Source organism: Photobacterium salinisoli, assembly GCF_003614885.1.
GTDB classification, from domain to species: Bacteria; Pseudomonadota; Gammaproteobacteria; order Enterobacterales; family Vibrionaceae; genus Photobacterium; species Photobacterium salinisoli.
This window is the reverse complement of the sequence record NZ_QZMS01000011.1, coordinates 1,249,919-1,270,375: the sequence shown is the minus strand read 5'-3', so window position 1 is coordinate 1,270,375 and position 20,457 is coordinate 1,249,919. Positions and strand designations below refer to the sequence as shown.

The following is a 20,457-nucleotide window of genomic DNA, read 5'->3' as shown; positions in this document are numbered from 1 at the left end:
TTTAATTAGAGTGTTTCGCCAATATCGGTCTTATCTAGGTTATTTGTTTTTTAAATCAATAACTAAATAACTCTCACCATCAAATATCCCAAGAATAATAAAATTCAATTTTTTCAACACATTAGAAAAAAAATTATTCATATCATCTACATTGCCATTTGAATTAAAACATTCGAATAAAACACATACAAAGTGCCAACTTAGCTTGGTTGCGTAAATCAATTCAAGTAAATCTTTATCTGAATCAACCATCTGTTTACTTATATAATGATAGGCATCGCCATTATATAAAAAACCCCGAGATTTAAAGTCATTTATTTCATTTTCACTCGCCATTACATCATCAAAAACACAACACAAATCATTCCTTTTTATTAAATCATAAATAAATAATGACAGCCAATCACTTGAATCAACAACTTTCACTATTCCAGAGTCATTTTGATGATCCTTTGAATTCACATTAAACACACCACCCGAACTGAGATTTATCTCAGAAATAGCATTAAAATTCTTAGGTACAATTACGTAGCATGGATAAATATTATTAATTATTTTTTCAATCAAGCTCTTATAAAACTCATTACTATCATTTAAGTAGCTACTAATATATTTTCTGACTATTTCAATATCAACATTAATAATATCAATGTTAATGTTATTATTTTGGTTTAACTGTTCCATCTGGATAAATCCTCCACCCTGGACCTTTCCTATCATTTAAATCCCAATGCGGACCAACAGGCTCACCATGATCAAGATCAGGATGTAAACTCTCTGGACCATTTGGGTTCTTATAACCTCCATATGGACCACCTTGAGGTTCTTTTCCCTTCCAAACCCATTCCTCACCGTCTTCACCTATAGGAGGCTTTGTTGGATCATCAAAGTCAAAATCAGGAATAGGACAAACATTGGAGTCACCGGTACTCCCCTCCTCATTATTATAAACAATCCAATCAATTAAGGCAGCTCCTCCTATGGCTATACCGTACCCTACCCATTTGGGCCAAGCTGCATCTGTTGGATCTGGTATCGCTGTATCTGTGCCAATCCAGCCACCAACAACAGCAACTGCAGAATGACCTAAAGGATCAACATAATTTAGTGGGTTCCCAACCACATAAATAAATGGATTTACCCCACCAGTAAGCCCTATTGGATCATACTGAACATATCGTCCAGTTCTAGTGTCATAGTCCCTAAATAAATTATAACTTAGCCCTGACTCAGAATCGTTGTACTGCCCAGGTAACCCGATATTCAACAATATAGGTTGTGGTATTGATTCCAAAGTAACCCCAAACGGACTCCTCGCCTGTTGCCAGATCAGGTTTTGTGCCTGAATCAGCCCGACCGGGGCGGACAGGTGATCACTCAGCACATCTGCAACCTGTCCATCTGCATCGACAGTGACGGGGGCATAACCTGTGGCGCCGTAGGTATAATCTTTCTGACCCTGAGGACCAGATTCACGGAGTAAAGTGTTCCCCAGCCAGTAGAACTGCGTTTGTTCACCATTAACGGTTTTGCTGATCCGGCGTCCCAGAGGATCATAGGCATAGGCAGCTGTAACTTCGATGCTGGATTGCAGTGTGGTTTCACCATTTCCGGCATCTGCGCGGGTCACCCGCTCGCGCTGGTAACCGACCAAACGTTCTGCGTCGTTATAGGTGAAGGTTTCGATGGTGCTGCCGTCTTTACGGGTTTTCTTACTCAGATTACCGCGCTGGTCATATTCGTAGCTGAACTGGTTGTCTTCCAACAACTTGCCGTCCGGGCTGTAAACACCACCGAAGTCTAACCGGTTGCCTAAATCATCGTATTGATACTGATATTCACCATTGACTGTGTTCGCCTGAACTAAGCGCTGGCTGGCATCGTATGCAAAGGTCTGATTCTCGCCATCCTGAGTGATGCTTTCCAGCAGCCCCGACAGGCTGTACGCATACTGCCAGTCTTTACTGAACGCGCCCTGGTTGTACCGCCGTGAGGTTAAACGGTTTAATGCATCGTACTGATTGGTTAACACCAGCCCGTCGGGTGTTTGCTGCCGGGTAAGAATCCCGTTGGCATTCCAGTTGAATGAATAGCTCCCCTGCGGGGTGGTCATGTTCTGGATCTGACCATTCGCATCATAGGCGTAACTGACAGGTGTTCCTGCGTTATCCCATTGTGCAATCTCACCAAATGGGGTGTAGCTGTACTGATGGGTCAACCCCTGACTGGTTTCCGACGTCAGCCTTGCCCATTGGTCATAGGCGCGAGTCAGGGTATCGTTGGCATTGCTGATTTTGGTCAGCTGACCACGCGCATTGTAAGCGTATTCAACCACTTCCGAGCCAACCGACAGCGTGACCAGCCGCTTACCATCGTCATATTCATAACGGGTCACGATCCCCATCGGATCGGTACTGCTGGCAAGCAGGTTATCCGTCCGGTAGGTATAGCTTTCTTTGCTGCCGTCATATCGGGTCAGCACACTCAGCCGACCATAGCTGTCGTAACTATAGGTTTCCGTTGCACCGTTGGGTGCAATCACAGCGGTCAGCTTTCCGGCCTCGTCGTATGTATAGCGGGTTTCAAGGCCCGCCGGGTCCCGCTCGCTGACTTTACGGCCCAGCGCATCGTACTGATAACGCCAGCTTTGCCCGGCGGCATCCGTCACTTGCGTTAAGTAGCCATTGCCGTCATAACTCAGGGTTTGGGTTTGCCCCAGTGCATTCACGACAGCAACTAGCTGCCCCTGATTGTTGTATGTGAAGGAAGTGACATTGCCTTCCGGGTCTGTGCTGCTGGCAAGCAAACCATTTGCATGATAACTGCGATGCGTCGTATCCCCTTTCGGCGTGGTGACTGAGGTCAGATTGTGGCTGGCATCATAAGTCAGCGAGATGGTTCGGGATGCGCCACTGTCTGAGGTTTCAACACTGCCATTGGCAGGCAGATAAACCATGGCATTCGGATACCGGCTTTCTTCCGGATACTGGTACTGCGTGATGAGATAACCGTGGTGCTGCTGCGTCACCCGATCGGCATCATCCCGGCTTACCGTCTGGCTGTAACCCATGGGATCGGTCACAGAAGTCGCATAGCCTTTTTCATCCCGCGTATACACGGTTTTGTAACCCAGTGGATCAATATCTTCGATGCGCTGACCACCTGCACTGAGTTTAAAACGCCAGTTCGCGCCGGTACTGTCTGTTTTGGTCACCCAGTCGGCGCTGTAGTCGTAACCGAAGGTATTGCTGCCCTCGGTGTAAGATTTCACGCGGACGCCGTTGTAAGTGACCGAGGTCACTACAATGCCGGCTTCATCGCGGATTTCTTTCAGTTGACTGTAAACAAAAGCATCACCACTGGGCTGATACCGACCATACAGATAGGTACGGGTCTCACCCGTAGGATCAGTGACAGCAACCAGTTCACCGTCCGCGTTGTAATCGTAAAGCCACTGGCGCCCGGCCTGGTCGGTCACGGCTTGCACACGACCACTCGCGTTATAAGCCAGTGTTAACGACTGAGAAAAGCCATTACTCAGTTCAATCAGGCGCTGATTCTCATCATATTCATACTGCACCTGATTGTTGTTGCGGTCGGTTTTTCGCAGCACCAGTCCTGACGAAGAAAAAGTCACCGAGTGGCCTTGTTCAAAGGCCAGGGTTGGTGTTTCACCATCAATCAGGGTTGCTTTCACGCGATCCGGCGACTGATAGCCGCCTTGTCCATCCGGCAGGAAGGTCATCCGGCGACCGTTGCCAACGCGATACACAAATTTCGTGAGGGTTTCGACGCCGCCATCAGCGGTCTCCTGCGTATCGGTGACTTTAAACAGAGAAATTTCGCAATTGAACGTCCAGCCTTTCCCGAAGGGACCATCTTTCGGGTCATTCGAGTTAAAGACCCGGCGAATCGACAAAGGCGTCGCATGGCCCACGACCAAATCCACGTCATGCCAAACGAAGTGGCCGGTTTTTAAATAAACCGGGGAGCCCTGTTCACAACTACTCTCTTCACTTTCCGATTCACCGGGCCCAGGCTCATTTTTCGGATTATTGTTCAGCGTGGTATCGTGCCCCTGATCCCACGGGTAGTGATAGGCCAGTAAAGGCGAACTGAATAACAGCGCACTGAAAAATGCCGTCACCGCTGCGAGTCTGATCTTCATGATGCATTCTCCTCTGCGGGAACCGTTTCAGGCTGGATAGCGCGAATAGATTGCGTGTATTGATTGAATCGTGTCTTTATCTGCTCCAGCTTTGCCTGTTTTTCCGGATGAGACAGCAGGTAAACGGTAATATCCCCTTCATGCACAACGCCAAAACGCGCATGTTCTGCCGGTGAACAATCATAACGTGCGAAGGCTGCATTCACTTTCTGCGCAATCTCCGAGTCGGCTTCATACATCAAATCCACATTGGCCTGTTGCTGTAGCAAGATCAGGCGTTGCGCCATTCCATCCACCGTATGCTGACGTGACTCAATCTCAATGGAAACATACTGCTCAATACTCAGATTGCATGCGGCCATAACGGGCGCTGTCACCCATGCGAACAATACGGCAATAAGAAATTTCATAGTCTGCTTACCTGTAATTTGATAAGACGAACGATCATTAGTAATACACCCGCAGGACGGTATAGAGGTACGGGCTGACATAGCCTTGCGGGTCGATGGCACGGATGCCGAGGCGATATTTCCCGGGAGCAACTCCATTACCATCGTCGGCTTTCACGTCCCAGATAAGTTGCTGATTCCCTGCAGCCACATTGCTGAATAATTGCCGCCGAACCAGTGCACCGGTATCGATATCGCTGACGCGAAGTTCAATATCGGCAGGTTTATTCAGTGAGAAAGACAGATGACTGTTGCCGTCGCTGGTTTCGGTATGGGTATTCGGTACCACGATAGAAGGCTGTGCCTTAAAGCTGTTCAGCACCGGGCCGGAGGACAAAAAGATGGTATTATCCCCCATCGAATATCCCCAAATCCCAAACAGGAACTTGTTCGAAGCGGTCGTCACAACCGGTTTGCCATCATCGCCCAAACCACTCCACACGATTCTGTGTTTACCTTTCCCCAGCGGTTCACGGTTTTTAAAGGTCACCAAGCGGGTATTCGTATTGAATAACCCCATAAACGCCGTCACCTCAGAAGGCTTGTTCAGCGTAAACTCAATCACCAAAGGTTTGTTGTTATAGGGCTCAAAAGTGCTGGGGATCCGGCTGCGACTGGGGTTATAGGCCGCGCCACTAGTAGAAGGACGTAAATCAAAACGCACAACCCTGCCGTCTTTGCGATAGTTCAGCACGGCATAATAATCGCCCTGTGGCAGTGGCTGTCCCTGAGCATCCAGTCCATTCCAGATATCTTCATAAGCGCCTGCCTCCCTCTCCTGCCAGGGAACAAGCGTACGGACGATCTGACCCAGGCGATCTTCAATTTGTATGGTCAGCGACAGATTGGCACTGATCACGGTTTTCACCCGTGCGGCCTGCCCGGCTGTCGGATCGATACTGTTGCCAATAATGCTCAGGCTCAGACTTTCCTGTACCGTGACCTGCTGAACATCTTTGGCACTGCTGCCGTCACTGAACTGCACCGTCAGCGTGGGGAAAAAGGTGCCGGCACTTTTGTAAACCCACTGAACCGGATCCAGGGTAGAAGTGATTTCATCGGTGAGCCCATCGCCATCGAAATCCCAGAGCAAATCCTGAACAGACACAGAATCCCTGTGAGTGACCGCCGGTGTCAAAGTCACCGTCAGCGGAGCATCCTCTGCCGGGTTATCTAGTGAAACACGGGCCGTCGGTGAGTCCGGATCCACAGCGCGAATTTCAATATTCGGTAACGCAACCCGGGTTTGTTTGCCCAGCGTGTCGGTCACAGACACGGACGCCTGAAAATTGCCGACTTGCTCAAAAGTAAAGCTCACGGTTCCGGCAGTATCACTGGTCGTATCCACCTGCCCATCACCGTTAAAGTCCCACGCAACGCTCGCGATCCCCTCATTGTCTGTTGCACTTGCCGTAAATTGCACAGTCAGGGGCACATGACCATTAGTTTGACTCACTGATGCACTGACAACAGGCGCTGCATTCTCCACTTCAATGTCAATATACCCCGTATCTTTTCGACCAATGGAGTCGGTAATTTCCAATGCCGTCTGATAAGTACCGGGCATATTGAAGGTATAACTCTGGCTTCTGCCAACGGTATCCTGGCGATCGAATACCCCGTCACCATCAAAATCCCAGCGATAGTAATTAATCGCTTTATCCGTCGTAATATTCGGACTGAACAAGACTTTCAGCGGCGCTTCACCGGAAGCTGGCACTGCGATAATTTCCGATTGAATCGGCACCGAAATTTCAGCGAGCAAAGAAAACTGTGCTTCTGACTGATTACCCCAGGTATCTTCCGCTTTCACAACCAGGGTAAATTCACCATCTGCCCAGGGAGAAAGCGGCTTGATGATTAAATTATCTTCCAGCCATTCCAACGCAAATTCAGTATTCTTTGTTGATGTAACTGTATAGTCTGCAGGCTCCTGAGACAGATGTGCATCTGTCACCTGTACAATCACTGGCTGATATTCACTCGTCAGCGGCTCATTGACTTCCGGACTGATGAGGGAAATATCCGGTCCGCTCAGATCGGCTTCACCGAGATACACCCATGGTCCCCAAGGCGATAAACTGCCCGGCTCCAACCAAATCGTCCACCAGGCTGCAAGATAAAGCTTCCCATTGAAAAACACCGCATCGCCATGGCGGTAAACCTCATGACGGGACCAGGCAGGCGGCAAACTGTTAATGTAAATCGGCGTCCAGACATGAGGAGAAACGTCCGGTTGTTCACCCCGGTTCCAGAATTTCGCCAGATATAAATGATCTTCATACACGACAAGATCTTTCCCCCGATAAATCTGGGTTTCCTGCCATGGCGGTGCATCAAATAATTCAACGGCTACCGCCTGACAACTTGTCATCAATACAAATGCCAAGACGACATAATGAAAAGCTTTCATCATGCTTCCTTTGAATAAACCTGAGAATAAATGAATAGAAAAAGCCTAGACAACGAGAGCCGCTGTTCGTTTACTTTTTAATGTGGATTATCAGAAAGGTGAGAAGCAGCAATTTGCTATGAAAATGACAACACCATCAGTTTCTTTAAGAGGCGCTTATTTTGTTTGTGCGCGGTATTAGGGTCAGTGAAATATCAAGAAACGCACCAACAAATAGCCCTGAGAAACAATTATTCATTCACAAATTTAACGGACGAAACACCCACCTGTCCGTCGAATCCGGTAATGTTAACGGTCAGATAATGAACGCCCTTCGAATAATTAGAGGGCTTAAATTGCCAGGTAAAAGGTACATAGCCCTGTTCTTCTTCCGAAACGAACTCACCGTCAATGAAAAAGCCGACTTCATATAAACTCTCTTCAACCAGGCCGCGATCCTGTTGAGGAATATCGACTTCGACGGTGGCCAGTTGGCTCTCCGGGTGTTGTTTTAACCTCAATTGTACACGTGGATCCAAAGGCAGGTATTTGGGTTTGAAAAAGACCTTAGAAAGTAATTGCCCGTTTCGCGTTTCCTGAATACTGGCTCGCTGATCCGCAGATTGTTCAGGGTATCCCAAAGACTGACGCCAATGTGTGTAGCTTTTTGCTTCATTCCGCCATGTGATAATACTTTTATCAGGGAGCTGATACGCCGTTGCCATCACAGCGAAATTTTCCAGACCGGTAAACGGAAACACATCTGAAGTATCGCGACCATTCCACTGAATCACATGGGCCCCCGCCGCTTTGGGTTGCCAATTAACAATGGTGCGTAACATTGCCCCTGATTGAATGCCAGCACGCATCAAAACCCGGGCTGGTCTATCCAGGTTAATTTTCAAGCGGTGAGGCGACTCTATGGTGAGTGGCACATGCTCAATCACTTCCCCACCAGAACTGTCTTGAGGGGAAACAGAAATTAATGTTCCGTTTTGCCGGTAACGAATCACAGGAAACCAGGCTTCGTTTGGCACTGGCTGATTCCGCATGTCCGTCCCGTTCCAGGACAACTTGAGTACACCTGCAGCTGTAGATTGCATCGGATATAAAGTCTTCACCAAATCACCATCAGGCGAGACAATATCAACCTGAAGCTCAGTTGCCTCAGCCACACGAATCATGATCGGAAATTGCTGATCGCGAGCAATATCAAACGTATGAGAAGTAAAGGATTCTATTACAAAAGGATGCGAATCAGCCTGAGCAAACCATGGAAACACTGTCATCATGACCAACACTAACCAAGCATAACGACTTTCCACTATTTTCACTGTGTAATCTCCAAATCCCTGATATCGCGAATATGATCCAACTGAATCTGTTTTTCACCCTCGTCACTCATTTGCATTAACTGGCCGCGACCACCTGTCCGGCGTACGAAAAAAAGCTCGCCAGTGTGTGACAATGATGGCCAGAGATCTGTGGCATCCGTTCGGGTCAGCTGTGTTGATTCTCCGGATTTGTTGGTTTGCCACAGCTGAAAATGCTTTTTCGTTCGTAAGCTATACACAGTCCGTTGCTGATGCGTATCCCAGATCGGATACCTTAATATTCCATTGTGCAGCGTCAGTTGCTTTGCATCGCGAGTCGCCCGATCTTTTACCCAAGCTTCCTGAACAATCCCACCGCAGTCCAGCATGCATGTGACAACACTGAACATGTATTTATCGTCATTTGCGCTTGGGTCAAATATTTTACCAAGCTGTTGATGAATATCTGAAAAATGCTGGCGCTGCGGTTGCCAAACCGACAGTGCTGTATACTCACTTTTTCGTTCAAACAATCGGATGGCAATGAGTTCCTGTCCTTTCCTGCTGAGTCGAATTTGCGTAAAAGCATCCCGAGCGTCATTTAACACTATGATTTGTGTGGCAGCATTTTGCCTTTCAGCAATGGTGCCGTCGGCATAAATGAACACCATACGATCCGCTGATGGCGACCAGGTGAATTCTCTGGGCTCAATCAAATCGTTGACCAGCTCAGGCTGGCCACTTTCACCCACAGTAAATGCCCGCCAGCCTTCCGCTGTCAGACCAATAAACGACATTCCGCGGGGTAAATCCTGTGCCAGGCTCAACGACGGTAGCCACAAGGTAACAAGGAGGATGAGCCATACTTTCATCCTGTACTGACCCTTCGCATCGGTTTCAGACGGAGTAATAATCTTCGGAGAATACCGATACCAATCAGTATCATCATCACAATCAACACCATCTGTATGATGGGATGACGCGACTCCGTACCAATTGACAAAGCGTGCCAGGCAGCCAGATAAAACGCTGGCATCGCAAACAGGTGCCCCCATTTTTGCAATGTCCCGGACAGCCAGATTCTGGCAAAAACAGCCGACAGGATCAGAATCAGCGCAACCAGCCCTACCGTAATTCGCGCGTGATAATAATCGTCAATATCCGGCAGTAAAAAATGGCCTGTAAAGTGACCGCTTCTGAGTGAAGTTGCCGCAATAAAGCCACTGACATGGAGCAATACCATCAGGAGCACACTTACCCCGACCCAACGATGCACCCTTTGCTTGTTTGCAAAACTGAATTTGACGTGAAATAGCCCGATGAGCGCCTGAACACCAAAAAGGAGCAGAGAAATCAAAGCCGCCAGTTTAGACAGGACGTAAAATCCCTGACCAACAGGGACGAAATCAGTGAAATACAGAAACGGATTGCCAGTATTTCTGCTCCATACGATCAGCGGCAGAAACACGATAAACAGCATTATAAATAGACATTGCACCCGATTGATTTTCAACATCACCGCTCCCTGGTTCATGATCATTGTTCAGTTGGGAGTCCGGCGGAACGCCAGCCGTTTAAACCCGCCGGTTCCATTAAAACAACATTCTTGAGCCCTTTATTCTGCAGTGCTTTTGCTGTTTCAAAACCGCGGAAGTCTTTCAAACAATATGGGACAACATAGCCATAACCTTCCATATCTGAAACATTAAGCTCATTGATTTCTCGCAGTGGAATATTTATGGCGCCTGGAATGTGCGATTCTGCATATTCATCCGGTTCTCGGGTATCAATGAACAGTACAGCCCCTTCACGTTGTGCTTTTGCCAGCACCTCAACCTTTTCCTGAGTCACACCATGCGCATATTCAGCGCTGAACCAGTTTGCCTGCGACTGAAAAGTCAGTAGCCCGAATAAACATACAAAAAACCGCATTGCCAATCCTTTGCACAAAATCATTATTGAAGAACATAGAAAAAGATATGCAACTCTGCTGATTACAAGCAAGAAAGTTCGGCCTGACCGGCAACTGAACAATTAAAGTGTGGGCATCGTCTAAATCATCAATTGATAACAAACAAATCAGTTACAGACTGTATCCGATCAACGTTCCAGATAGACGGACGATTGCTCTCCTCCCGGACAAAGCGTGATCTCACTATCCGTTTTTAACCTGGATAACATCGCATTGGTGAAATTTTGTGATCAGCTATTCAAAAAATGACGTTTGATCCTATTTTTTTGATTCTCCCCCTACAAAGTGTGATCCACACACTCAGCCCCCCAGCTACTCCATAAATCAATCGTTTCAGGGAGGATGTTACGTCTTTATTGCAGGCGCAGAATAAAAACATCCACTACGGACGCATCCTTATCAAAAAAAGCACTAGGATTAATTTCATACAGTGCAACGTTGACGAAAGGACGCGCTGATCAGGGTGAGCATTATCTGTACCTGAACACTCTGATTACTGCTTTCGGCGGAGCCGAAGGCAAACAAGATAATAAAAACGCATCCATCAAGGAGTTTAAGCAATGAAACTGAACAAAATCTGCCTGACAGCCGCTGCAGTCTCCGCAGCACTGATGTCTGCCGCAACGCATGCAGAAGTGGACTTTCACGGTTATATGCGTGCTGGCGTCGGTGTGAGCGGCGAAAACGGTGCAACGGTCGCTTACGAGAAAAACAAAGTCGGCCGTCTGGGTAACGAAGATGACGTCTATGGCGAACTGGGTTTGGGCAAGGAAGTGTACAACGAGAATGGCAAATCATTCTATGTTGACTCGATGCTGGCTGTTGCTACTGACGGTTCAAGTGACTTTGAAGCGTTGGGTGTCAATGACGATAAATCTGATAACATCGCGTTACGCCAGTTCAATGTGGTCGCGAAAGGTTTCATTGCAGGCGATCAGGATGCTGCTTTCTGGGCAGGTAAGCGTTACTACCAGCGCCACGACATCCATATCTCTGACTTCTACTACTGGGACACATCAGGCGCGGGTGCCGGCCTGGAAAACCTGAGTGCAGGTCCGGGCAAAATGTCTTTTGCTGTGATTCGTGATGATTCCGGCGACGTAAACGTCAACAACTTTGATGTGCGTTATGCTGGTCTGGGCCTGTGGAGCAATGCCAGCCTGGAACTGGGTGTGAACTACGGCCTGGTCAACGCAACAGACGATCAAGATGCAGCCAATGATTTCAATGACGGCGTGATGCTGACAGCTGAGCTGACTCAGAATGGATTCCTGGACGGCTTCAACAAAACGGTGCTGCAGTTCGGTACCGAAGGGTACGGTGAGCAAATGGCTGGCCTGGGTGCGGGTCACTATTTCAACGCCACCTCAGACGATGGTGCACAGGGTTACCGCCTGATCAACTGGGGCGTGATTGCACCCTCTTCCACCTGGGAAATTGGCCACCAGCTGATTTACGCAAACACCAGCTACGACAACAAAGATGATCACACTATCATCAGTGCTGTTATCCGCCCTGAATACAAGTGGAACGATAACGTCAAGACTATCTTCGAAGCCGGTTACTATGACGAAGACAATTCTGGCGTTGACAAGTCTGGCAGCAAGCTGACTATCGCTCAGGCGTTAACCGCAGGGCCAAGCTTCTGGGCACGTCCGGAACTGCGTTTCTACGCCAGCTACCTGTCTGATTACGATAACGACAATGCCTTTGGCACCGGAAACGATACTGAGTACAACATTGGTGCTCAGGTTGAAGCCTGGTGGTAATCAAACACTAATTACATGTGTTAAAAACAGCCAGTCCCAGACTGGCTGTTGTTTTTCAGGGAATTACGAACTTGTCTTTCATGCAGCAAACCGACATCGGCTTTGGATCTACACTCACAAGCGAAGGCTGCCATTTCCTTTTACATGGTCCGGATATTCTTACTCTGGAGGTGGTGTTATTCGACAAGGAAGGCATTTGCACCGCCCGCCATAGTCTTCAGCGCCAAGAGAGTAATCACTGGCATGTGTTCATTCGGGGCATAGTTAAAAACACCGGCTATGCCTTTCTTGTGACAACAGCAACTGGTTCTTCAGCACAGTGGCTGCTTGATCCCCATGCCCACCGGGTACAGCACCAGCCGGCACCTCATCCGGACTCAGACCTGGTCACTGCACCAGAATGGATAGCCTACACCACTTGCCATGATTTCGACTGGCAAGGATGCGAGCGCCCGGCCATAGATCCGGAGAAAACAGTGCTGTGTGAAGTGCATGTGAAAGGCTATACCAAGGCCAACCCCGATCTGCCCGACAATCTGCGCGGCACGTATTCAGGGCTGTGCCACCCTGCGATGTTGACCCATTTCAAACAATCAGGCATCACCAGTCTGCAACTCATGCCGATTGCCGCAAAAGCGGATGAAACGCACCTCGCTGCCAAATCCCTGACCAATTTCTGGGGCTACAACCCTATCGCATGGTCTGCACCAGACGAACGTTTCGCCTCAGCCGATCCGGTGCGAGAGTGTAAAACCATGATTCGCACCCTGCATGCTCACGGCATAGAAGTTATTCTTGATGTGGTGTACAACCATACGGCCGAAGAAGGAAATAACGGTCCGGTATTTCACTTTAAAGCACTCGACAGCCAAAGCTATTTAAAGGACGAACAGGGGCTGTTCAAAAACTATACCGGCTGTGGCAATACCCTGGATGTCAGTCACCCGCCGATATTGCAGGCCATATTGCAGTCGTTGCGTAGCTGGGTACTGCATTATCAGGTGGATGGGTTTCGGTTTGATCTTGCGGCAACGCTGGGCCGGAACCATGACCACTTTTCGTCAGACTCTGCTTTCTTTGCCGCGATACGCAATGATCCGTTGCTCAGCAGCGTAAAACTGATTGCCGAGCCCTGGGACATAGGGCCTGATGGCTATCAGTCAGGCGCTTTTCCTGCCGGCTGGCATGAATGCAACGACCAGTTCCGGGACAATTGGCGCAGTTTCTGGCTGCATGATGCCCCTGATGCTGCTATTGCCCCTCACCTGTTAGGTTCGCAAGCACTGTTTCCTGCCCAGAACTGGCCGCAAAAATACAGTATCAATTACATTTGTTATCACGATGGTTTTACGCTGCAGGATCTGGTGTCATTCAATCACAGGCATAATCACGCCAATGGCGAAAATAATCGTGACGGTCATCCAGATAACCGCTCCAATAATCAGGGGACAGAAGGATTAGCTACAACAGCCGCTATTCAAAAAAGACGGGAAAAGCAAAAGCGCAACCTAATGACCAGCTTATTGTTCAGTCTGGGTATTCCTCATCTGTTAGGCGCTGACTTGCACTCCCACAGCCAACAGGGAAATAACAATGCTTATTGTCAGGACAATGACACCAGCTGGGTAAACTGGTCACTTTCAGGAGAAGAGTACAAGTTCAGGATCTGGCTGCAATCACTGATTCAGCATCGTCAGGCTGTCATGCCCGCTATCATGAAGGCAATGGCAGGCAAGGCGTCTGCACCAGCCTCTATAAGCTGGCTGACTCCCGCAGGAACACCAATGGCTGACCAGAATTGGGCAGGACGCCAGCCATTTTCCTGTCTGATTGAGGCCGACGATAACAACGCCCTGCTTTATCTGCTCAACCCTGATGATTATCCGTTACGCTTCCGCTTGCCCTCGTCACTGCACAGCTGGACTTGTCTGGTTGATACCGCTGAGGAGCAGCTGACTGTTCGGAATATTCACCAGTCAGACTGCCTGGTCCGTCCCGTATCTATGATGATCCTCATCCCTGCCACTTAAAACACAGGCATTCGTCTAATCTCCTACACTTAGGGTCTTGTATAAACTTCAGACGCAGACTTGTAACCCTGCCACAACAGTGATAATAATTATCATTAAAATTTATCAGGCATGGAGTGATTGATGAGCAGATCCAGTACGCTGTATCGACAGTTCTTTCTGGCAGAAGAGCGTTTTCTGAATCACCCTCTTATCCCAGGGTTCGAACAGGATGTCATCGTTGACATGACGCAGGCCGGAATGAATCTGGCAGCGTTCTATGGGCAACACAATGCATTGCGCAATCCGCTGCTTCAGGAATTGTTTTTAAGGCGCGTCTTCTTTCATTTGTGTAACAGCGTTAAAGATAAACACCAATCCCGTGTTTTTCGCCGTATTTGCCTCGATTATCTGCATTGTCCCTTACTCGCTCTGAAAAAATATTATGGCGATAATCACGTCAGTAAATTCCTGTCCCTGAAACAAAGCCTTCTACAGTTACATCATTCCTCCGGATTATAAGGAACCACGGAAATGACGACATCCTACCGTATTGAAAAAGACAGTATGGGCGAAGTAAACGTCCCGAAAGATGCACTTTATCAGGCGCAAACCCAGCGAGCCGTAAACAACTTTCCCATCAGCGGGCTGACAATGCCTGTCCAGTTCATCAAAGCACTGGCATTCGTCAAACAAGCCGCCGCAAGAAGCAATCTCGACCTTGAGCTTCTGGATTCAGGCATCGCCCATGCCATTATCGACAGTTGTCAGGAAATTATTGACGGGCAGCACCTTGACCAGTTTCCGATCGATGTTTTCCAGACCGGTTCCGGAACCAGTTCTAATATGAACGCCAACGAAGTCATCGCCACGCTCGCGTCAAAGCGGGCGGGTCAGGCGGTCAGTCCGAATGATCACGTCAACATGGGACAGAGCAGTAACGACGTGATCCCAACGACGATTCAGGTCAGCGCCGCACTGGCATGCCACGAGCAACTGCTGCCTGCGATGGCGCACATCTGTCATACCCTAAATGAGAAAGCCTCTGTTGTCGGCCATATCGTCAAAACCGGCCGGACACACCTGATGGATGCCATGCCGGTCACGCTGGCGCAAGAACTGCTTGGCTGGAAAACACAGGTCGAAAAAGCCCGCCTGGGCATAGTGCATAGCCTGGAGAATGTATCTGCATTGGCTCAGGGGGGGACAGCAGTCGGCACCGGAATAAACGCAGATCCGAAATTTGCGGCCATGTTTGCCAATAACCTTTCAGTGTCGGCAGAAATCCCGTTTACCAGCAGCGATAACTTTTTCTACAACCTGAGCAGCCAGGACGCTATCGTGAGCCTGTCTGGCCAGTTGAAAACCGCCGCAGTGGCGATGATGAAAATTGCCAATGATCTGCGCTGGATGAATTCAGGCCCTCTGGCTGGCCTGGGGGAAATAGAACTCGAAGCATTGCAGCCAGGTTCATCCATCATGCCGGGCAAAGTGAACCCTGTGATACCTGAAGCCGCGGCAATGGTATCCGCTCAGGTGATTGGCAACGACAGCACCATCACAGTAGCCGGCCAGTCCGGTAATTTTCAGCTCAATGTGATGTTACCTGTCATTGCCTATAATCTGCTGCAGAGCATCGAGCTTCTGTCGAATGCCTTCAACCTGCTGGCCGATAAAGCGATTGCCAGTTTCAATGTAAGGGAAGATAAACTGCAGGAAGCGCTGGCGAAAAATCCGATCCTGGTCACGGCGCTCAACCCTGTCATCGGTTATTTGAAAGCGGCCGAGATTGCCAAGAAAGCCTATAAAGAGAAAAGAGATATTCTGGATGTCGCGGAAGAAGAAACCGACCTGTCGCGGCAGGAGCTTGAACGTTTGCTTGACCCGCAAAAGCTCACCACTGGCGGTGTTGCTCATTAACATTGAGCATTAGTGCCTTATGGTTGTTGAACCGCGTTCAACATCATAATCATCAAGGGTTAGCCTCAGCTGACCCTTGAAAGTAAAATCTCAGAAAGCAGTTGAGGTCGTCCCAGATAAAAGCCCTGGATATAATCGGCGTTAAGCATTCTGGCCACTTTCAATCCCGCTGCGTTTTCTACTCCTTCTATCAGCAGTTTTGCGCCAAGTTCGCGGCCAAGCCCTACCACTTCGCGCAATGGCGACTCTTCACCGGAGAGAAAATCTGCCAACAATGAACGATCCACTTTGATGAGATCGGGCTGTAAATAGCGAGCTCGGCCTTCAGATGAGGCTTTTACACCATAATCATCCATCGCGACCTTCATACCTTGCGCACGCATTTGCTGCAATATGTCTAACAGCTCAATATTACTGGAGCAATCGTGTTCCAGTAACTCAAAAAACACCTGCTCAGCTTTCAATCCTAACGCTTTCAGGCGCTGATGAAGCAGTGTGGCAGGCACGTTTTTGCTGTGAATCAGCAAAGCATCGGGCACCATATTGATAAACAAAGCATAAGACGCGAAAAATTGAGCAAAGTTTTTCACATGAATCACTCTGGCCAGCCTGTCCATGTTGACCTGATCGGTTTCATCATAGTATTCAGGGGCGAAAAAAGGTTCAGTGTTCAGCTCGTCTCCGCATTCATTAAACACCCTTACCAAGGCTTCAAACCCGAAAAGATCACCATTCACCTGGTGAATGGGCTGGAAAGCCGTCTTCAAATGATAAGCATCATAGACGGCACTGTAACTGCCATCAGCCTCTGTGGTTAAGTGCCTGTTAATCTCATCCAATGTGGCAATAATTTTACTCACACATCATCTCTTCATATGAAAACGGAGGGTATACGCTTCGCTGCTTGTATGCTCCGGCCTGTGCAGCTGAACAAAAATGCCGAATATATAGATAGTAGCGACCGGAAAATGTCTTAAAATTGATACATAATAATTTTATGCGATATCCCTCAGGAAAATGTCACAAAAAAGTTAAATCTATGTATCCTGCTTATACTTCTGACTTCAAAACGACACCTGAGTGAAACATTAGTGTCATTATTTACACCTAACCTGTGCCCTTAGATCCAATGAAAAGGAACAACACGTTGCTATCCAACACACAACCAATAACTAAATTGCCCAATCTTGCCATTTTCGACTTAGATGAAACGCTTATTGCCGCTGATTCTGCTTCACTGTGGGTCAGGTTTCTTGTCAATAAAGGACTGGCATCGCCGCTTCTCATTGAGCAAGAACAAAACCTGATGAAAGATTACGCGAAAGGCAGCATGGATATGCAGTCATACATGACTGCGACATTAGCGCCAATTGCAGGTATGAGTGCCAATGAACTGACACCATTAATCGAAGAATTCATTGAGACGTGCATTCGCCCTGCACTGTTTCCGGCTGCAATCGAGCGTATTGAATGGCATAAACGCCGCGGTGATACCGTCATTATTATTTCTGCAACCGGCGAACATCTGGTCAAACCGATTGCTGAACTGCTGCTGGTCGATGACGCACTGGCTATCAACCTCGAAATCCATAACAACACCCTGACAGGGAATACAGTGGGCACTTTAAGTTACAGAGAAGGCAAAGTCGTTCGGTTAGAAGCCTGGCTGGAAGCGCATTCTGACGCGTTTAATGCGCTGTATTGCTATACCGACTCGATTAACGATCTGCCTTTGCTCCAGGCAGTTGATCATCCTTTTGCTGTGAATCCTGATCCGGCTCTTGCATTACATGCGCAAATGCAGGAATGGACCATAATGAACTGGCATCACGAAAACGACATTCAACGATAACTGTCCTGCAAGCACATCTTTGCTATTCAGCCCTTAAGGACAGAGGGCTGAAATATCTTCTTACTCTTTTTCGACCTTGTTCAATTTCTTTGACAAGGTTGTTCAGGTTAATGCACTGATTTTTGAAATATTTACCACTAGAATAGGTACGTAGTTATTAATCAGGTTCCCTAGTATATGAAAAAAGCAGTCAATCATTATGATTGGGTTTCAGTAACCCTCCACTGGGCAAGTGCTGTTGTGATCATTGGGCTATTTGCTGTTGGCCTGTGGATGGTAGATCTCAATTACTATTCATCCTGGTACACAGTTGCACCTCACTGGCATAAGTCAGTAGGTTTAACACTTGCCGCTGTCACCCTGTTCCGACTGCTATGGAAAACAGTGAAGCAACAACCGGCTATTGAAGGAGAGGCTTGGGAAAAAGCTCTTGCCAAGCTGGCGCACCTGATCATCTATGTGCTGTTATTTGGTTTATTTGTCAGCGGGTATCTCATTTCAACATCTGATGGACGGGGTATAGATGTCTTCGACTGGCTAACCGTTCCTTCGATGGGTGAACTCTTTCCGGATCAATCCGATGTGGCAGGTGAAATTCATGAATACCTCGCCTACGCCTTAATCGGATTAGCTGCCCTGCATGCGGTAGCTGCATTAAAACACCATTTTATTAACAAAGATAATACCTTAAAGAAAATGTTAGGAGTTAAGGAAAAATGAAGAAGCATCTTACCGCGTTGAGCCTGGCTGCGGCCCTTGTTTTACCTGGGATCGCGAATGCAGCCGATTATGCCATTGATAACAAAGGCGCACACGCCTCAGTCAACCTGAAAATCAGTCACCTTGGCTACAGCTGGATCAAAGCGCGTTTCAATACCTTTGACGGTACTTTCAGCTATGACCCTGAAAACATTGCCGCTTCTAAAGTCACTGTGAACATCGACACCAGCAGCTTCGATTCCAATCATGCCGATCGTGATAAGCACGTTCGCAGCGAAGATTTCCTGGAAGTCAGCAAGTATCCAAAAGCCACCTTTACCAGCACTAAGGTTACCGACAAAGGTAACGGTAAACTGGCTATTGATGGTGACCTGACGCTGCACGGCCAGACTAAACCTATCACGATTGATGCTGAATTTGTCGGCGCAGGTAAAGATCCATGGGGCGGTTACCGCGCAGGTTTCATGGGCACAACCCGTGTTGAGCTGGCTGATTTTGGTATCCAGGTGATGGGCACTTCCAGCTACGCAGACATGGAACTGCACGTGGAAGGCGTTCGTCTGTAATCCAGACTTCCCTCTCACTTTTAAAATCCGGCTTCCATGCCGGATTTTTTCATTTGTGCGTTCTGTTTTCTTTAGAACAACGCTATCCCTAGCGCTCGCTTCACGTCATGCAACACGTCGTGGCTGGCTAGATTGGCTTTTTCCGTCCCTTTTTTCAGCACATCCATCAGCATGGTTTTGTCTGACAGTAACCGTTCCCTTTCCTGCCTGATAGGCGCCAGCAGGGTTTGTAAGCAATCTTCCAGTATCTGCTTGGTTTTACCGTCACCCAATCCGCCCTCACGGTAGGCTTGTTTCAGTGCTTTTACGTAAGCAATATCCGGATGAAATGCGTCCAGGTAGGTAAACACCACATTGCCTTCGATTTGTCCGGGATCCTCAACCCTTAAATGATTCGGGTCGGTGTACATTGCTTTCACCGCTGCACGTATTTCCTTTTCACTTGCACCAAGTGTGATGGCCGTCCCCTGAGACTTTGACATCTTCGCTTTACCGTCCAGTCCTGGCAATCTGGGTACGTTACTGATCAAAGGGCTGCACTCCTCCAGAACACACTGCCCTGCGATATAATTGAAACGACGGACGATCTCATTGGTCTGTTCAATCATGGGTAATTGATCATCACCCACCGGAACAAGACCGGCCCGGAATGCTGTAATATCAGCAGCCTGGCTGATGGGATAAGTCAGAAACCCGGCGGGGATAGCCCTGCCAAATCCTCTGGCATGGATTTCATTCTTTACCGTTGGATTACGCTCCAACCGTGCAATGGAGACCAGGTTGGCATAATACATGGCGAGCTCAGGCAGAGCCGGTAACGAAGACTGAAGGCAGATGGTGGTTTTATCTGGGTCAATACCCACAGCCAGATAATCAGCCACTACATTCAAAATATTATCTGCTACCTTTGCCGGATTGTGACCGTTATCGGTTAACGCCTGCAAGTCAGCGACCAGTATGGTCTGTTGATGGGAATGCTGAAGCGTGACGCGTTGTTGAAGGGAGCCGGCAAAATGCCCTAAATGTAAGGGGCCGGTTGGTCTGTCGCCAGTCAGTATTTGTTTTTTCATTTAATTTCCTCAGTATGAATACATGCCAGTGGCTACTAAGGAAACATGTGAAAAAGAAACGTAGTGCGTTCATTAGCAGCCAGTAAGGCGGCAAATGAACGTAAGTATTCAGCGCCGCTCTGTTAAGAGCGCCACCAACGAATAGATAGAATAAGAGTGAAGATAATTATTTTCATCTCCCAAAGATTAACTGGCTATCAGACGACTTGCAATCATATTCAGTCAGTTTCTCTGCACAATAGTTTGGAATCAAACAG

17 protein-coding genes are annotated in these 20,457 nt (G+C 48.1%); 7 read left to right on the top strand and 10 right to left on the bottom strand.

What is annotated here, in order from left to right; genetic code table 11:
- Positions 1-39 precede the first annotated feature (39 nt).
- The 8 genes from D6M16_RS17055 to D6M16_RS17015 all read right to left on the bottom strand — a co-directional run bounded on the left by D6M16_RS17055 (position 40) and on the right by D6M16_RS17015 (position 10,254).
- A complete protein-coding gene (locus D6M16_RS17055) occupies positions 40-684 on the bottom strand; it encodes a hypothetical protein (protein ID WP_120513003.1) in 645 nt (214 codons plus the stop codon).
- Positions 662-4,168: an RHS repeat-associated core domain-containing protein gene (locus D6M16_RS17050; RefSeq protein WP_120513002.1), complete on the bottom strand. Its 3,507-nt coding sequence runs from the start codon at positions 4,166-4,168 to the stop codon at positions 662-664. The genes D6M16_RS17055 and D6M16_RS17050 overlap by 23 nt, the downstream gene beginning before the upstream one ends.
- Positions 4,165-4,578: a hypothetical protein gene (locus D6M16_RS17045; protein ID WP_046221415.1), complete on the bottom strand. Its 414-nt coding sequence runs from the start codon at positions 4,576-4,578 to the stop codon at positions 4,165-4,167. The genes D6M16_RS17050 and D6M16_RS17045 overlap by 4 nt, the downstream gene beginning before the upstream one ends.
- Before the next feature lie 37 nt (positions 4,579-4,615).
- The gene (locus D6M16_RS17040; RefSeq protein WP_162941091.1) at positions 4,616-7,030 is read right to left on the bottom strand and encodes a FlgD immunoglobulin-like domain containing protein; all 2,415 of its coding nucleotides are present in this window, start codon (positions 7,028-7,030) and stop codon (positions 4,616-4,618) included.
- 230 nt (positions 7,031-7,260) lie between these two features.
- Entirely contained in the window at positions 7,261-8,343 is a 1,083-nt protein-coding gene (locus tag D6M16_RS17035; protein WP_120513000.1) for a flagellar hook assembly protein FlgD, read from the bottom strand.
- The gene (locus D6M16_RS22325; protein WP_162941090.1) at positions 8,340-9,194 is read right to left on the bottom strand and encodes a TolB family protein; all 855 of its coding nucleotides are present in this window, start codon (positions 9,192-9,194) and stop codon (positions 8,340-8,342) included. Before D6M16_RS22325 ends, D6M16_RS17035 begins: the two co-directional genes overlap by 4 nt.
- On the bottom strand, positions 9,191-9,838 hold the full coding sequence (locus D6M16_RS17020) for a ferric reductase-like transmembrane domain-containing protein (protein ID WP_162941089.1): 648 nt from the start codon (positions 9,836-9,838) through the stop codon (positions 9,191-9,193). Before D6M16_RS17020 ends, D6M16_RS22325 begins: the two co-directional genes overlap by 4 nt.
- A 20-nt stretch (positions 9,839-9,858) precedes the next feature.
- Complete coding sequence (locus D6M16_RS17015) at positions 9,859-10,254, bottom strand: rhodanese-like domain-containing protein (protein ID WP_162941088.1); 396 nt, start codon at positions 10,252-10,254, stop codon at positions 9,859-9,861.
- Positions 10,255-10,860: 606 nt separating this feature from the next.
- On the opposite strand from D6M16_RS17015, the gene D6M16_RS17010 reads away from it, so the two are divergent.
- From D6M16_RS17010 to D6M16_RS16995, 4 genes are all read left to right on the top strand, one after another.
- Entirely contained in the window at positions 10,861-12,063 is a 1,203-nt protein-coding gene (locus D6M16_RS17010) for a maltoporin (protein ID WP_120513237.1), read from the top strand.
- 80 nt (positions 12,064-12,143) lie between these two features.
- Positions 12,144-14,093, top strand: a complete 1,950-nt coding sequence (locus D6M16_RS17005) for a glycogen debranching protein (protein WP_120512995.1) — start codon at positions 12,144-12,146, stop codon at positions 14,091-14,093.
- Positions 14,094-14,216: 123 nt separating this feature from the next.
- Positions 14,217-14,594: a hypothetical protein gene (locus tag D6M16_RS17000; protein WP_120512994.1), complete on the top strand. Its 378-nt coding sequence runs from the start codon at positions 14,217-14,219 to the stop codon at positions 14,592-14,594.
- 12 nt (positions 14,595-14,606) lie between these two features.
- On the top strand, positions 14,607-15,992 hold the full coding sequence (locus tag D6M16_RS16995) for a class II fumarate hydratase (protein WP_120512993.1): 1,386 nt from the start codon (positions 14,607-14,609) through the stop codon (positions 15,990-15,992).
- A 65-nt stretch (positions 15,993-16,057) separates the two neighbouring features.
- Here D6M16_RS16995 and D6M16_RS16990 read toward each other — a convergent pair whose 3' ends face one another.
- Positions 16,058-16,852 (bottom strand): EAL domain-containing protein, encoded by a 795-nt coding sequence (locus D6M16_RS16990; RefSeq protein WP_120512992.1) that lies wholly within the window; start codon positions 16,850-16,852, stop codon positions 16,058-16,060.
- Between the two features lie 287 nt (positions 16,853-17,139).
- On the opposite strand from D6M16_RS16990, the gene D6M16_RS16985 reads away from it, so the two are divergent.
- The 3 genes from D6M16_RS16985 (at position 17,140) to D6M16_RS16975 (ending at position 19,130) form a co-directional block, all read left to right on the top strand.
- Positions 17,140-17,844: an HAD family hydrolase gene (locus D6M16_RS16985; protein WP_240435645.1), complete on the top strand. Its 705-nt coding sequence runs from the start codon at positions 17,140-17,142 to the stop codon at positions 17,842-17,844.
- A 177-nt stretch (positions 17,845-18,021) separates the two neighbouring features.
- Positions 18,022-18,564 carry a cytochrome b gene (locus D6M16_RS16980; RefSeq protein WP_120512990.1) on the top strand — a complete coding sequence of 181 codons (543 nt, stop codon included), beginning with the start codon at positions 18,022-18,024 and terminating at the stop codon, positions 18,562-18,564.
- Positions 18,561-19,130: a YceI family protein gene (locus D6M16_RS16975; RefSeq protein WP_046221425.1), complete on the top strand. Its 570-nt coding sequence runs from the start codon at positions 18,561-18,563 to the stop codon at positions 19,128-19,130. The genes D6M16_RS16980 and D6M16_RS16975 overlap by 4 nt, the downstream gene beginning before the upstream one ends.
- A gap of 71 nt (positions 19,131-19,201) precedes the next feature.
- Here the strand turns inward: D6M16_RS16975 and trpS are convergent, their stop codons facing one another.
- Positions 19,202-20,200: a tryptophan--tRNA ligase gene (gene trpS / locus D6M16_RS16970; protein WP_120512989.1), complete on the bottom strand. Its 999-nt coding sequence runs from the start codon at positions 20,198-20,200 to the stop codon at positions 19,202-19,204.
- Positions 20,201-20,457: the final 257 nt, after the last annotated feature.

Coding starts and splice junctions, on each gene's coding strand:
- D6M16_RS17040 (WP_162941091.1), bottom strand. CDS start 7,030: ATGAAAGCTTTTCATTATGTCGTCTTGGCATTTGTATTGATGACAAGT.
- D6M16_RS17045 (WP_046221415.1), bottom strand. CDS start 4,578: ATGAAATTTCTTATTGCCGTATTGTTCGCATGGGTGACAGCGCCCGTT.
- D6M16_RS16975 (WP_046221425.1), top strand. CDS start 18,561: ATGAAGAAGCATCTTACCGCGTTGAGCCTGGCTGCGGCCCTTGTTTTA.
- D6M16_RS17055 (WP_120513003.1), bottom strand. CDS start 684: ATGGAACAGTTAAACCAAAATAATAACATTAACATTGATATTATTAAT.
- D6M16_RS22325 (WP_162941090.1), bottom strand. CDS start 9,194: ATGAAAGTATGGCTCATCCTCCTTGTTACCTTGTGGCTACCGTCGTTG.
- D6M16_RS16995 (WP_120512993.1), top strand. CDS start 14,607: ATGACGACATCCTACCGTATTGAAAAAGACAGTATGGGCGAAGTAAAC.
- D6M16_RS17005 (WP_120512995.1), top strand. CDS start 12,144: ATGCAGCAAACCGACATCGGCTTTGGATCTACACTCACAAGCGAAGGC.
- D6M16_RS17015 (WP_162941088.1), bottom strand. CDS start 10,254: ATGCGGTTTTTTGTATGTTTATTCGGGCTACTGACTTTTCAGTCGCAG.
- trpS (WP_120512989.1), bottom strand. CDS start 20,200: ATGAAAAAACAAATACTGACTGGCGACAGACCAACCGGCCCCTTACAT.
- D6M16_RS17000 (WP_120512994.1), top strand. CDS start 14,217: ATGAGCAGATCCAGTACGCTGTATCGACAGTTCTTTCTGGCAGAAGAG.
- D6M16_RS17050 (WP_120513002.1), bottom strand. CDS start 4,168: ATGAAGATCAGACTCGCAGCGGTGACGGCATTTTTCAGTGCGCTGTTA.
- D6M16_RS17020 (WP_162941089.1), bottom strand. CDS start 9,838: ATGTTGAAAATCAATCGGGTGCAATGTCTATTTATAATGCTGTTTATC.
- D6M16_RS16980 (WP_120512990.1), top strand. CDS start 18,022: ATGAAAAAAGCAGTCAATCATTATGATTGGGTTTCAGTAACCCTCCAC.